Origin of the sequence: Xenorhabdus sp. PR6a, assembly GCF_028599065.1 — a bacterium.
Lineage (GTDB): Bacteria > Pseudomonadota > Gammaproteobacteria > Enterobacterales > Enterobacteriaceae > Xenorhabdus > Xenorhabdus doucetiae.
Map to the genome: position 1 here is coordinate 1 of NZ_JAQRFJ010000023.1, position 13,840 is coordinate 13,840.

Here is a 13,840-nt window from a genome sequence, read left to right on the forward strand (position 1 = left end):
TAAACAGGCATTTTGCCATACCTGATTTCATCAAGAGCACGTTTGCCCGGCTCCCGTAAGGTAAGAAAACGATTATGAATGATGCTAAAACCCCTCAAAATCAGCAATTCATTGCTACTCTCACCCATATTGTTGGATCTTCCCATATTCTCATTGAACCCCGAAAGACGGAACGTTACCGCAAAGGCTTTCGCTCTGGACAAGGGAATGCCCTTGCGGTTGTTTTTCCGGGGTCATTATTGGATCTGTGGCAAGTATTTAAAGCCTGTGTTGATGCCGATAAAATTATTTTGATGCAGGCAGCCAATACCGGGTTAACGGAAGGTTCTACACCGAGTGGCGATAATTACGACCGCGATATCGTCATTATTAACACCTTACATATGGATAAAATCCAGATCCTTCAAGCAACGAACCAAGTTATTGCTTTTCCGGGGAGTACCTTATGGCATTTGGAAAAGGTATTGAAACCCTTGGGGCGTGAACCGCATTCCGTGATTGGTTCGTCCTGTATTGGTGCTTCTGTGATTGGGGGAATTTGCAATAACTCAGGCGGTTCTTTGGTGCAGCGTGGGCCGGCTTATACCGAAATGGCACTTTATGGACGTGTCAATGAAAAGGGAGAAGCTGAGCTGATTAACCACTTGGGTATATCGTTGGGTGACCAACCTGAAGATATTTTGGCTTGTCTGGAAGCGCAGCGTTATCGAACCGAAGATATTCAGCACAATGACAAAGTGGCCTCTGATCATGAATATTCCCAGCGTGTCCGTGATGTTGATGCTGACACACCATCGCGGTTCAATGCAGATGAGCGTAGGTTGTTTGAGGCTTCCGGTTGTGCGGGTAAATTAGTTGTTTTTGCCGTCCGTCTTGATACTTTCCCCGCAGAGTCCTCTTCACAAGTTTTCTACATCGGAACCAATCAACCGGATGTACTGACGGAGTTACGCCGTCATATTTTGTCGAATTTCCGGCACTTGCCCGTTGCCGGGGAATATATGCATCGGGATATATTTGATATCGCAGAAATCTATGGGAAAGACACCTTTGTGATGATTGATAAACTCGGTACAGATAAAATGCCAATGTTTTTCAATTTGAAGGGTCGGGCAGATACCATATTAGGTAAAGTGCCGTTTTTACCCTCACATCTGACCGATCGTATTATGCAGGGATTGAGCCGCTTATTGCCTTCTCATTTGCCCGCCCGCCTGAAAGTGTACCGGAACCGCTTTGAGCATCACTTGATGCTAAAAATGTCAGGTGAAGGCATTAAAGAGGCGGGTGAGTGGTTGGAAAGTTATTTTAAGCAAGCGGATGGAGAATATTTTGCTTGTACTCCAGAAGAAGGTGCAAAAGCATTCTTACACCGTTTTGCCGCCGCAGGGGCTGCTATTCGTTACCAAGCTGTTCACAGTCATGAAGTAGAAGATATTTTGCCATTGGACATTGCCTTGCGCCGTAATGATCGTGAATGGTTTGAAACTTTGCCGGCTGAAATTAACGATGCGCTGGTTCATCGGCTGTATTATGGACACTTTATGTGCCATGTATTCCATCAAGACTATATCGTCAAAAAAGGCACCGATGTTCACGCCCTGAAAATAAAAATGCTGGAAATTTTGAATCAGCGTGGGGCAGAGTATCCTGCTGAACATAACGTCGGTCACTTATATAAAGCCAAACCACAGCTTAAACGTTTTTATCAAATGACTGATCCGACCAACAGCTTAAATCCGGGAATAGGTAAAACTTCCAAGCTGAAACATTGGGCAGGAGAATGTGGCTGCCACACGGTTGAGCATCAACAGGATTAGTTTATTTTCATAATGAAAGCAAAATAGAAAAAGACAACACAGTGCTGGTTGCCTTTTTCTATTATTAAACGAATCTTAGTATCTATTGATTTTACTCGGCTAATTGGACGGCGTAATTAACCAATGCTTTTAACTGACGGCACTTTTCTTCATCAGACTGATATTCAATAAAAAGTGTTTCAATCGTTGCAAGATATTGGCTGATGCTTTCGGGTGTTAACGTATCCTGACGATAACGCAGCCAGCGTTGTTGCTCGTCATCATCCAGTGTCGCCGGATAATTTCTCGCACGATAGCGGAATAACAGCGGTTTAATGCGCGCATCCTGAAATGTTAAATCCAGGGCAGGTAAGTTCTGAGGCAACGTTTCCCGGATAATTTCCATTGCCGTTTTATCGGCATCACTGAAAAAACCGCTATAGAGTTTCGTATCGACATTATCCGATTCAGGAAACGCGTCTGGATGAGAAAACAGTTCAACGACTTTTTCTCTGATTTGCGGGTGATTGCGCAGGATAGCCAGATTTTGCTCACATTGGTTGCGATCTAATCCGACTCGCTCGGCATCTTTCGGCCGTAAGGTATTTTCTGGTGCAATAATTGGGCATTTATTAATATGCACCAGTTTAATCGGGACCGAGCTTTGATCGTGCCGTAATTCATCCCGTCGGGTATACAAGCGTTCGCGTAATTCCTCTGCGCTGAGTTGCAGAATTGGCGTGATATCACCGGCCAGATCGCACATGATAACCGCATTACGGTTACTCGGATGCCATGCCAAAGGCGCGACAAGGCTAATATTGCTGCGCAGAGTCCCAAACATGCCTGATACATGAACCAGAGGTTTCATTTGTGGGATATCAATTTGATTGCTGACTTTCTGTTTATTTCTTAGCTGGAAAAAGTAATCGAATAGCTTAGGTTGGGCTTTTTTCACCAACTTAGCCATGGCGATAGTGGCATAAACATCGGACATGGCATCATGCGCCTGAGTATGCTCAACACCATTGGCTTTTGTCAGATGTTCCAGTTTGAAGCTAGGTAATCCATCCTCATTTTCTGGCCAGACAATCCCTTCCGGGCGCAAGGCATAGCAGGCGCGCAATACATCGAGCAAATCCCAGCGGGAATTGCCTTTCTGCCAGCTATAGGCGTAAGGATCGTAAAAGTTACGGTAAAAGATATTACGGCTGACTTCGTCATCAAAACGAATGTTATTGTAGCCAAGAATACAGGTATTGGGTTTGCTGAACGCTTCATGGATTTGTCGGGCGAACTCCGCTTCGTTGACACCATTTTTCCAGGCTAACTGAGGCGTAATTCCTGTGATCATGACGGCTTCAGGATCGGGAAGATAATCATCAGCGGGAGCACAATACACCACCAAAGGCTCTTCAATGATATTGAAATCACTGTCGGTGCGAACTCCTGCAAATTGTGCGGGGCGATCCAGGGCCGGATGCTTACCAAAGGTTTCATAGTCGTGAAAGTAGAAACTCTGGTTTTCTTTACGGGTATTCAAGGTTGTGTACTCTTCGTTGTCGCCAATTTTAGTATTACTATTTCAGTATTACTACTTCAGTGTTACTACGTATGCTGTACATGGTAAACCATATTATGACGGATCTGAATGATTGAGTATGGATAGCTTGCCGTGGATTTGATCAATAGTTTGATCAATAAATTGTTGAAACTGACTTGTCTATGCGCCACTTGAAATTGTATTGTGTAGTTAGCATAAGAAATTATCGGTCTGATTAAAAAAGGTGTAAAAAATGGACAACACAAATAAACCAACATTCCATAATGTACTGGAATTTGTGCGTATATTTCGTCGCAAAAACAAATTACAGCGCGAAATTGTAGACAATGAGAAAAAGATTCGAGATAACCAAAAACGCGTACTCTTGTTGGATAATCTGGGTGACTACATCAAACCCGGTCTGTCGATTGAAGATATCCAAGGCATTATTGCTCATATGCGCAGTGATTATGAAGAACGTGTTGATGAATATATCATCAAAAATGCCGAGCTATCTAAAGAACGCCGTGAGTTATCCAAAAAACTTAAGGCAATGGATGGTGGCGTTAAGTAAATTTTAGTTGCTTAAACAACCACGCCCAATGGCGTGGTTGTTTTTCGGTTTTAATTCCAATGAGGTTTGAGTTCAGGATCGACTAAGGCATAAATTTGGTAGTAAGTTTGCTCATCTTCCGCCATTTGTGCCAATTGATTTGCCACATCCTCCCGGCTGACCATGCCATGAATTTCTGCTTGATAACGTTTGCAATGCCCGGTGCCGGATTGATCTGTCAGTCCACCGGGGCGGATAATGGTAAAATCCAGTGTGCTGGTTTGCAGGTAACTTTCAGCCAGTGATTTATGCCTGACCGATTGACCAAATAATGATTTGGCCCGTGCTGATAATGACTTCCAGCTTTCACCACACCCAATGGAGGTGACTAATAACATGCGGGAAATTTGCGCTTGTTCCAAGGCATCTATTATTGCCATATTCCCATAATGATCGGCATTTCCGCCGCCAATGGTTGAGAATACAACCAGATTTTCTCCCGCCTGCGCAATCGCTTTTTCTATGCTTTCTCTGTCACAAGCATCACCGTGTATGACGTTAACGCCTACCGCACTGAGTTCCTCAGCTTGTTGTACATTACGAATTAAGGCCGTGACGGGCCGATTTTGTTTTAGGGCAATCGCAGCCAAATGGCGTCCGACACCATTTCCAGCACCAAAAATGAGCCAAGGTTTCATAGACGGGAAGTCCTCCATAAAATTAGTCCGCTTAAATAAACAAGGGTGAATAAAAAATGGCTCCCAATCAGGGAGCCATTTCACCATAAATCACAGCATTCAATTATTCGAATGGCTGTGGCCTAGACATAGCTGAAGTTGCAATACTGGTTGCAGAATGCCCGCCTGCACCGCCTTTGCCTTTAAATGGATAAGCAGGGCGTTGCCATTCAGTGATAATCACTGGCTGGTCCACCCTATTTGGTGCCGGTGCCTTCGTCATTGGGGAATAAGCGTGATGATTTTTTTCCACGATAATCGAAGACTCAATAACTTTTGTCTCTTCCGTTTTAACTTCCTCTGCCTTAGCGCATGTTTCCGTTGCGACAGTTGGCTGTTCTTCATGATGTTCCTGTTCAACAACAATTGGCGTCACAATGATGGAATCCACTGTGTGACGTGTTTCTTCAGAATCAGGTGATACTTTATCCGCTAAAACTTCTGACTGATGTTTTTCATCATGGTTGATGACAGATTCCACGCTTTCTAATTTCGGCTCTGCGGGTAACACGATGGAAGCGTCATCAGTTATTTCAGTGTGAGACACTGCTGTCGTTGATGCGGATTCAGTGATTGACGGCACCAGAATCACGTTTTCCTGTGGTACCGGTGTGGTTTTTTCTTCAACCGTTTCGCTGATGACATCAACAGAAACAGGGAGTTCAGACTCAACAACGCTGACAGGCGTTACAGGATAACGAACCCACACTTTACCTGATGCCAGTTCTGGTGATACGACCGCCATTTTCAATGGGACCGGCGATTGTGTCAGATTACGTTCATCGCGGTAGCGACGGCGACGCTGGCCGCTGACACGCAGGTGGCGCGGAGAACGGCGGGAGCGGCGCGGCATGGTGTTATCTTGCTGCTCACTGTTTTGTGAGGTACTAGTTTGTGAGGCAATAGGTTGTGATGCAGGTGATTGAGAAACAACCGCTTGGGAAACTGCATTTTGTGGTATTGCAGGTTGGTTAGCCGCTGCAACATCAGTAGCAATAACGACGGGGACAGACGCTTTTGTCTCTTTGCCGGCGTTTTCTGCTACCGATTCAGGCAGCACGGCTGGCAAGGCCACAACATTAGCTTCCTGTTTCACTTCGTCAGTGATACGTACTTTTTGCTCAAGCTGACGGCGTTGACGGCGAGGCATAACTGGCTGACGCTCTTCAACTTCTTCTTCGACCACCTCAGGTTGATTGATTGTCTGTTGAGCTTTCGTTTCCAGTTGTTGCTGACGCTTTTCTTCTTGACGACGACGTTGACGTTCAGCTCGTTGTTCACGGCGTTGCTGCTGCTGTGTCTCACGCGCTTCGTTATCTATCGCAGTGCTGTCTTGAACATTGTTTCTCGGTTGGGCATTACGGCCCTTACGCTGTTCATCACGCTCACGGTTGTTGCGTGTTTCACCCTCGTTACGTTCGCGGCGTTGGTTCTGGCGGCGAGGGTTGCGACGTTCTGATGGACGGCGATTATCATTGCCAGAAGATTTTTTGCCCCTTTCCTGAGTCTGTTTTTCTTCTTCGCCACTGAACATCTTTTTCAGGGCACTTAAGAATCGGCTGAACAAACCAGGTTTTTCTGTTGGCTTCTGGCTAGTTGTTACTGCTTTTTTCTCTTTTGTTTTTGCTTTTACTGCCGCGGGTGCTGCTGCTTCTGCCGGCAGATCAAAAGTGGAAATCGCAGGTTGCTCTGGACGCTTGCGTTCATGTTGAACCTCATCCTGAACATGGGCCATTTCTGCTTCATGCAGTTGTGGCAACAAATAGCTTAAAGCTGAAATTTCTTCGCCTTTACGCACACGTAAAACAGAGAAATGCGGAGATTGCATTTGATCATTTGGCACAATGACAACCCCAACACCGCCCTGACGATGTTCAATTGCACTGACCGCCTGACGTTTTTCATTCAGTAAGTAAGAAGCAATCTGCACAGGAACAATCGCATGCACCTGATGGGTGTTTTCTTTCAGTGCTTCTTCTTCGATTAAGCGCAGAATGGACAGAGAGAGTGATTCGTTATCACGGATGGTGCCGGTGCCGCTACAACGGGGACAGACATGGTGGCTGGATTCACCCAGAGATGGGCTTAAACGTTGACGCGACATCTCCAGCAAGCCAAAGCGGGAAATCCGGCCGATTTGAATACGGGCGCGATCTTGGCGCACCGCATCACGCAGCCGGTTTTCAACTTCGCGTTGATGGCGTACCGGGGTCATGTCGATGAAATCGATAACAATCAGGCCACCAAGGTCACGCAGGCGCAATTGACGGGCAATTTCATCAGCGGCTTCCAAATTGGTATTAAACGCCGTTTCTTCAATATCACCACCACGGGTTGAACGGGATGAGTTGATATCAATTGCCGTCAAGGCCTCCGTCGTATCGATGACCACGGAGCCGCCGGAAGGCAGCCGTACTTCACGTTGGAAGGCGGATTCGATTTGCGACTCTATTTGATAATGGCTGAACAGCGGGACTTCGCCACTGTACAGTTTGATTTTACTGGCAAAATCAGGGCGCCCCAGTGCGGTGATATGCTGGCGTGCCAAATCAAGGATTTTGGGGTTATCAATCAAAATTTCCCCAATGTCCGGGCGCAGGTAGTCACGGAATGCGCGCACGATAACATTGCTTTCCTGATGGATCAGGAAGGGGGCGGGATGATTGTCTGCGGCTTTTTTGATGGCTTCCCAATGTTTCAGGCGGAAGTTCAAATCACCCTGCAAGGCTTCGGCAGATTTGCCTACACCCGCAGTACGCACGATAAGCCCCATCCCTTCCGGGACGTCAAGAGAAGAGAGTGCTTCTTTTAATTCGATACGATCATCACCCTCAATGCGGCGAGAAATTCCGCCTGCCCTTGGGTTATTTGGCATCAGAACCAGATAGCTGCCTGCCAAACTGATAAAAGTGGTTAACGCAGCGCCTTTATTGCCTCGTTCTTCTTTATCAACTTGGACGATAACTTCCTGACCTTCTTTAAGGAGATCCTTAATGTTAGGGCGACCGTGGGCGTGATAATTACTTGGGAAATATTCGCGAGCAATTTCTTTTATGGGCAGGAAACCGTGACGCTCCGCACCGTAATCAACAAAAGCAGCTTCCAGGCTAGGTTCAATTCGTGTAATTTTACCTTTATAGATATTTGCCTTTTTCTGCTCATGTCCAGGGCTTTCAATATCCAAATCATAAAGACGTTGCCCGTCAACAAGAGCAACACGCAACTCTTCCTGCTGGGTTGCGTTGATTAACATTCTTTTCATTCTAACTTACTCATTATTTTTTACATTAATATAGAGCTGCGAGTAAAAAAGAGGTGAGCTATCTGGTTACCGATGACCTCGTGTCTTTTACAAAACCGCCAGCCTCACGGCTATCGTCTGTATAGAGGCGCCTATTTGTCGGCGAGCCTGAATTTCATTTGAACACAGTACTCTTTATTGGGATGCTGTAATAAATTGGTACAGATTTTACCCAATCCAGTTAAGCTGCCACCCGCAGCCCATAAATTGTTTGATCAAACATTACGTCTTACGCCATTGCTGCGTTTTTGCCCGATCAAACAGACAACAAACAATTTCAATCTTGCCATTCATAGTTTAGTAAACCGTGGCCAGAAAGCATTATTCCATTGCTATTGGGGTGATAGCAAGGTGACTTTATCGCTTTGCGGGTTTTTTATTAGGAAATAGTGATAAGTTGTTAATCTTTAGTCTTTATCCTAAGACACTTGCAATAATGAAATAGGAAAAATGAATGTTATTTAGACATATTTAAAAATGAGTAGCGCTCTGTTTGTTGGATTATTAGAATCTTGCCCATGAAAATAAATAATCAAGTTGTACAGTTTGTCACGATTGATGACGATGAGGCGGGCCAGCGAGTGGATAATTTTTTGCTGGCCCGTTTAAAAGGTGTACCTAAAAGCATGATCTATCGGATCTTGCGTAAAGGTGAAGTTCGAGTCAACAAAGGAAGAATCAAGCCTGAATATAAATTGGCAGCCGGTGATGTCATCAGAATCCCGCCGGTGAGAGTCGCAGAAAAGCAAGAAACCCCGGTTTCTGCCAAGCTGGATAAGGTTGCTGCGCTGGCGGAGTGTATTTTGTATGAAGATGACCATATTTTAGTCATAAACAAACCGTCGGGAACCGCCGTGCATGGGGGCAGCGGCCTGAGTTTTGGCGTGATAGAAGGGTTACGGGCTTTGCGTCCTGAAGCGCGTTTCCTTGAGCTGGTGCATCGGCTTGACCGCGATACATCGGGCGTTTTGTTGATTGCGAAAAAACGTTCTGCACTGCGGGCATTGCATGAACAATTACGCTTGAAGCAGATGCAGAAAGACTATTTGGCGTTAGTGCGCGGGCAATGGCAATCCCACTGTAAAGTCGTAGAAGCCCCCTTGTTGAAAAATATCCTGCAAAGTGGGGAAAGGGTGGTTAAAGTTAGCCAAGAAGGCAAACCGTCTGAAACCCGTTTCAAAGTTGAAGAACGATATGCGTTTGCGACCTTGGTGCGGGCAAGCCCGGTGACGGGGCGAACCCACCAAATCCGCGTGCATACTTTACATGCCGGTCATCCCATTGCGTTTGATGATCGTTATGGCGATAGCGCATTTGATGCACAGCTTGCAGCAACCGGGCTTAACCGATTGTTTTTGCATGCCAGCTCATTAAAATTTACCCATCCATCCACGGGGGAAACGTTACGTTTCGAAGCCCCAATGGATGATAGGTTGCGGAATTGTTTAAAGATACTGCGGCATAGTCATCATTGAGAACATACCGTCAGTGGGTTTATCCCCTGACGGATAAGCATTTCTGTCAAAGTGATGAGTGGTAAGCCGATAAGTGTGTTCGGATCTTTGCCATCGAGTTTTTCAAATAATGTAATGCCTAAGCCTTCACTTTTGAAGCTGCCGGCGCAATTGAAGGGCTGTTCTTTATTGAGATAATGAATAATTTCTGTTTCGCTAAGATCTCTGAAATAGACATGAAAGAGTTCGCAACGCGTATCAACCACGTTGGTTTTGCTATTAAGTAACGTAATGCCGGTATAAAAAGTGATACATTTTCCACTGGCTTTTTTCAATTGTAAGAGAGCGTTCTCAAAGTTATGGGGTTTGCCGGTAATTTTGCCATCTAAAACACAAATTTGATCTGACGCTATAATTAGATGGCTAGAACATTCACACTGTAATGCACTGGCTTTTGCCTGTGACAATCGCATGACTAATTGTTTTGGGCTCTCATTTTCCAGCGGGCTTTCATCAATATTGGGGGAAACACAAGTAAAAGGTAACCCCAATTTTTTTAACAATAGGCGGCGATATTCAGAAGTTGATGATAAAACAATCGGAAGCATCATTTTTCCATAAAATACGTAGAGAAATATTTGCAGGCATTTTAAACTATACGCCGCTTAATAAGCGAATATTTGACGGAAAGGTGCAGATGTTTGGCCTTTTTCTTTGACTATGTCTCATTACAAAGATAATATGCGCGCCTTATGCAGAAGGTAAAATTACCCCTGACCATTGATGTGCTTCGAGCCGCCCAAAAAAGATTGGATTACCACGGTAGTTACTCTGCTGGGCAGGTTTCTCGTATTGCAGAATCCGTGGTCAGTGTGGATGGTGATGTAGATAGCTCATTATCATTTCAAATTGATAATCAGCGTCTGGCAGTTGTAAAAGGGCATTCCGATGTGGATGTTACGCTTGCGTGCCAGCGTTGTGGCAGTAATTTCAGTCATCATGTTCACACAACGTATTGTTTTAGCCCGATCGTCAATGATGAACAGGCTGAGGCATTACCGGAAGAGTATGAGCCAATAAACGTTAACGAATTTGGCGAAATAGATTTGCTGGCAATGATTGAAGATGAAATAATTCTCTCTCTGCCGGTGATTCCGGTACATGATTCTGAACACTGTGAAGTGTCCGACGCGGACATGGTGTTTGGTGTACTGCCTCCTGAAGCAGAAAAACCAAACCCATTTGCCGTATTAGCCAGTTTAAAGAAAAGTACTTAAGGAGTAAGGTCAATGGCCGTACAACAGAATAAACCAACTCGTTCTAAGCGTGGTATGCGTCGTTCTCATGACGCACTGACTGCAACACTTGTCTCTGTAGACAAAACTTCTGGTGAAACTCACCTGCGTCATCACGTGACTGCTGATGGCTACTACCGTGGCCGCAAGGTAATCAACAAGTAATCTCAGCTAATCATTAGCAAGTTGATATCTTGGCTAATCTAACCTTAGCGTTAGATGCTATGGGCGGGGACTTTGGTCCTCGCGTCACGGTGCCTGCTGCATTGCAGGCACTGGCATCTAATCCACAATTGAAGCTATTGTTGGTCGGTAATCCCGAAACCATCTTTCCTCTGCTTGCAAACCAAAATGCCGAGCTGCTTAGCCGTTTGCAAATTGTCCCTGCGGAACATATCGTTTCCAGCGATGCAAGGCCATCTCAGGCTATTCGTTCCAGTCACGGTACTTCAATGCGTATCGCACTCGACTTAGTTAAGTCCGGCGAAGCGCAGGCTTGTGTCAGTGCGGGAAATACCGGTGCGTTGATGGGATTGGCTAAAATGATGCTGAAATCCATTGAAGGCATTGAACGGCCTGCATTAATGACAGTGATACCTAATCTAAAACAGCAGAAAACCGTTGTATTAGATTTAGGCGCTAACATTAATTGTAATAGCAGTATGTTAGTTCAGTTTGCGATTATGGGTGCTGTGATGGCAGAGTATGTTGCGGGTGTGGATAATCCACGTGTTGCGCTACTCAATATCGGGGAAGAGGAATCCAAGGGGCTGGATAATATCCGCGAAGCCGCTATAACCTTGCGCAATGCCCCGGCGATTAATTATATCGGGTATGTGGAAGGCAATGAGTTACTGACGGGGAAAACAGATGTGCTCGTATGTGACGGCTTCGCAGGTAATGTTACGCTAAAGACAATGGAAGGTGCGATCAGGGTGTTTTTATCTCTGATAAAGTCACCGGATGGTCAGCAGAAAAAATCATCTTGGTTGATGAAACTATTCAAGATGAAGATATTCAAAAAATGGTTGCTAAGACAGGTAACCAAGCGGTTTGGCCATCTAAACCCTGACCAGTATAACGGGGCAACGTTATTAGGGTTGCGCGGCATCGTGATAAAAAGTCACGGTGCCGCCAATGAACGCGCTTTTAAGGCTGCAATTGATCAAGCCATTCAAGCTATAGAGAAGCAGGTTCCTGACAGAATCGCTGCCCGGCTGGATGCAGTATTACCCAAGAGTGAATAAGCATAAATGTATACAAAGATCTTAGGTACGGGCAGTTATTTGCCTGCGCAGGTGCGTACTAACGCAGATTTAGAAAAAATGGTAGATACGTCTGACGAGTGGATTGTCACTCGGACGGGCATTCGTGAACGCCGCATTGCTGCGGCAGATGAAAATGTTGCCATTTTGGGTTTCAAAGCCGCTGAAAAAGCGATTGAAATGGCTGGCATCGATAAAGCACAAATTGACTTAATCGTTGTCGCCACAACCAGTTCAACCCACGCTTTCCCTAGTGCGGCCTGCCAAATTCAGCAATTGCTGGGGATTCCAGGTGTTGCCGCTTTTGATGTTGCAGCCGCCTGTGCTGGCTTTACTTACGCGTTGAGCGTGGTAGACAAATTTATTAAAACAGGTGCAGCTAAACATGCCCTGGTGATCGGTTCTGACATTATTTCACGGGTTGTCGATCCTAACGATCGCGGTACAGTGATCCTTTTCGGCGATGGGGCGGGAGCCATGGTCGTGGGGGCGTCAGAGGAACCGGGTATCCTATCCACACATCTTCATGCTGATGGGCGTTATGGTGATTTACTGTCACTGCCTCATCAAAGCCGAGTGAAGTGTGATACACCAGAATATGTGACGATGGCGGGTAATGAAGTCTTTAAAGTGGCTGTCCGTGAATTAGCGAATATTGTTGAGGAAACATTAGAAGCCAATAACATACCTCACTCTCAGCTTGATTGGCTCGTCCCTCATCAGGCGAATTTGCGTATTATTTCGGCAACCGCCAAAAAATTAGATATGACAATGGATAAAGTGGTTGTGACGCTGGATCATCATGGCAACACCTCGGCAGCATCTGTTCCGACAGCATTTGATGAAGCGGTACGCGATGGCAGAATCCAACGCGGCCAACTAATTTTACTTGAAGCATTTGGCGGTGGCTTTGCCTGGGGCTCAGCGCTGGTACGTTTTTAATTTAACAGGAAAATAAACATGTCTAATTTTGCAATGGTGTTTCCCGGTCAAGGTTCTCAATCTCTGGGTATGTTGGCAGATTTAGCCGCAGAATTTCCACTGGTTGAGCAGACGTTCGCAGAGGCCTCGGCGGTTTTGGGATATGATTTATGGACATTAGTTCAGCAAGGGCCTGTAGAAGAACTGAACAAGACTTGGAAAACTCAGCCTGCTCTGCTGGCAGCGTCGGTGGCAATTTGGCGTGTATGGCAGGAAAAAGGGGGCAAGGCTCCTTCCATCATGGCAGGTCATAGTCTTGGCGAATATTCTGCGCTGGTCTGTGCGGGTGTGATTGAATTCCAGCAAGCCATTAAACTGGTTGAATTGCGTGGGAAGTTGATGCAGGAAGCTGTCCCCGAAGGGCAGGGAGCAATGTATGCCATTATTGGTTTAGATAATGAATCCATTGCAAAGGCATGTGAAGAGTCAGCACAAGGTCAGATTGTTTCACCGGTTAATTTTAACTCACCTGGGCAGGTTGTTATCGCAGGTGAGAAAGAGGCGGTAGAGCGTGCGGGAGCGGCATGTAAAGCCGCGGGTGCCAAACGCGCGTTGCCGTTATCTGTCAGTGTGCCTTCGCACTGCGCACTGATGATGTCCGCAGCCGAGCAATTGGCGGCCGCACTGCAAAAAGTTGTGTTTAATCAGCCACAATTTCCTGTCGTGAATAACGTCGATGTAAAAGTAGAAGAATCTGCCGATGCTATTCGAGACGCCTTGGTTCGTCAGTTGTATAATCCGGTTCGTTGGACAGAATCAGTGGAATATATTGCTGAACAGGGAATTGAACAACTGTTAGAGATCGGACCAGGTAAGGTACTCACCGGGCTAACGAAACGTATTGTTGATACTTTAAGTGCTGTCGCAGTAAATGATGTATCATCACTCACAGTTGCTCTGAATAAATGACTG

Annotated in this window: 12 protein-coding genes; 8 read left to right on the plus strand and 4 right to left on the minus strand. The window is 45.7% G+C overall.

Translation table 11 applies throughout. The features are described from left to right. Positions 1-74 precede the first annotated feature (74 nt). Complete coding sequence (gene dld, locus PSI15_RS08260) at positions 75-1,820, plus strand: D-lactate dehydrogenase (protein WP_273583111.1); 1,746 nt, start codon at positions 75-77, stop codon at positions 1,818-1,820. 91 nt (positions 1,821-1,911) lie between these two features. Here the strand turns inward: dld and sbcB are convergent, their stop codons facing one another. After that, positions 1,912-3,342, minus strand: a complete 1,431-nt coding sequence (gene sbcB / locus PSI15_RS08265) for an exodeoxyribonuclease I (protein ID WP_273583112.1) — start codon at positions 3,340-3,342, stop codon at positions 1,912-1,914. A 253-nt stretch (positions 3,343-3,595) separates the two neighbouring features. On the opposite strand from sbcB, the gene tmaR reads away from it, so the two are divergent. Further along, on the plus strand, positions 3,596-3,916 hold the full coding sequence (gene tmaR, locus PSI15_RS08270; protein ID WP_273583113.1) for a PTS system regulator TmaR: 321 nt from the start codon (positions 3,596-3,598) through the stop codon (positions 3,914-3,916). A gap of 50 nt (positions 3,917-3,966) precedes the next feature. Here the strand turns inward: tmaR and PSI15_RS08275 are convergent, their stop codons facing one another. Then, positions 3,967-4,593 (minus strand): SDR family oxidoreductase, encoded by a 627-nt coding sequence (locus PSI15_RS08275; RefSeq protein WP_273583114.1) that lies wholly within the window; start codon positions 4,591-4,593, stop codon positions 3,967-3,969. 103 nt (positions 4,594-4,696) lie between these two features. Beyond that, positions 4,697-7,894 carry a ribonuclease E gene (rne, locus tag PSI15_RS08280; protein WP_273583115.1) on the minus strand — a complete coding sequence of 1,066 codons (3,198 nt, stop codon included), beginning with the start codon at positions 7,892-7,894 and terminating at the stop codon, positions 4,697-4,699. Between the two features lie 557 nt (positions 7,895-8,451). On the opposite strand from rne, the gene rluC reads away from it, so the two are divergent. Beyond that, on the plus strand, positions 8,452-9,408 hold the full coding sequence (gene rluC / locus PSI15_RS08285) for a 23S rRNA pseudouridine(955/2504/2580) synthase RluC (protein ID WP_273583116.1): 957 nt from the start codon (positions 8,452-8,454) through the stop codon (positions 9,406-9,408). On the opposite strand, the gene PSI15_RS08290 is transcribed toward rluC, so the two are convergent. After that, positions 9,402-9,995 carry a Maf family protein gene (locus PSI15_RS08290; protein WP_273583117.1) on the minus strand — a complete coding sequence of 198 codons (594 nt, stop codon included), beginning with the start codon at positions 9,993-9,995 and terminating at the stop codon, positions 9,402-9,404. The genes rluC and PSI15_RS08290 overlap by 7 nt on opposite strands. 144 nt (positions 9,996-10,139) lie before the next feature. Between PSI15_RS08290 and yceD the strand changes: the two genes are divergently transcribed. The 5 genes from yceD to fabD are packed head-to-tail and all read left to right on the plus strand — an operon-like array spanning position 10,140 to position 13,837. After that, on the plus strand, positions 10,140-10,664 hold the full coding sequence (gene yceD / locus PSI15_RS08295) for a 23S rRNA accumulation protein YceD (RefSeq protein ID WP_045971312.1): 525 nt from the start codon (positions 10,140-10,142) through the stop codon (positions 10,662-10,664). Positions 10,665-10,676: 12 nt separating this feature from the next. Next, positions 10,677-10,847, plus strand: coding sequence for a 50S ribosomal protein L32 (gene rpmF / locus PSI15_RS08300; RefSeq protein WP_004253223.1), 171 nt, complete (start codon positions 10,677-10,679; stop codon positions 10,845-10,847). Between the two features lie 29 nt (positions 10,848-10,876). Further along, positions 10,877-11,929 (plus strand): phosphate acyltransferase PlsX, encoded by a 1,053-nt coding sequence (gene plsX / locus PSI15_RS08305; RefSeq protein ID WP_273583118.1) that lies wholly within the window; start codon positions 10,877-10,879, stop codon positions 11,927-11,929. Between the two features lie 6 nt (positions 11,930-11,935). Then, a complete protein-coding gene (locus tag PSI15_RS08310; RefSeq protein ID WP_273583119.1) occupies positions 11,936-12,889 on the plus strand; it encodes a beta-ketoacyl-ACP synthase III in 954 nt (317 codons plus the stop codon). A gap of 18 nt (positions 12,890-12,907) precedes the next feature. After that, complete coding sequence (gene fabD, locus PSI15_RS08315; RefSeq protein WP_273583120.1) at positions 12,908-13,837, plus strand: ACP S-malonyltransferase; 930 nt, start codon at positions 12,908-12,910, stop codon at positions 13,835-13,837. Positions 13,838-13,840 lie beyond the last annotated feature (3 nt).

What these genes read in the sequence shown, in the direction of transcription:
- dld (WP_273583111.1), top strand. Translation starts at nt 75, where the DNA reads ATGAATGATGCTAAAACCCCTCAAAATCAGCAATTCATTGCTACTCTC.
- tmaR (WP_273583113.1), top strand. Translation starts at nt 3,596, where the DNA reads ATGGACAACACAAATAAACCAACATTCCATAATGTACTGGAATTTGTG.
- PSI15_RS08275 (WP_273583114.1), bottom strand. Translation starts at nt 4,593, where the DNA reads ATGAAACCTTGGCTCATTTTTGGTGCTGGAAATGGTGTCGGACGCCAT.
- rne (WP_273583115.1), bottom strand. Translation starts at nt 7,894, where the DNA reads ATGAAAAGAATGTTAATCAACGCAACCCAGCAGGAAGAGTTGCGTGTT.
- rluC (WP_273583116.1), top strand. Translation starts at nt 8,452, where the DNA reads ATGAAAATAAATAATCAAGTTGTACAGTTTGTCACGATTGATGACGAT.
- PSI15_RS08290 (WP_273583117.1), bottom strand. Translation starts at nt 9,995, where the DNA reads ATGCTTCCGATTGTTTTATCATCAACTTCTGAATATCGCCGCCTATTG.
- yceD (WP_045971312.1), top strand. Translation starts at nt 10,140, where the DNA reads ATGCAGAAGGTAAAATTACCCCTGACCATTGATGTGCTTCGAGCCGCC.
- rpmF (WP_004253223.1), top strand. Translation starts at nt 10,677, where the DNA reads ATGGCCGTACAACAGAATAAACCAACTCGTTCTAAGCGTGGTATGCGT.
- PSI15_RS08310 (WP_273583119.1), top strand. Translation starts at nt 11,936, where the DNA reads ATGTATACAAAGATCTTAGGTACGGGCAGTTATTTGCCTGCGCAGGTG.
- fabD (WP_273583120.1), top strand. Translation starts at nt 12,908, where the DNA reads ATGTCTAATTTTGCAATGGTGTTTCCCGGTCAAGGTTCTCAATCTCTG.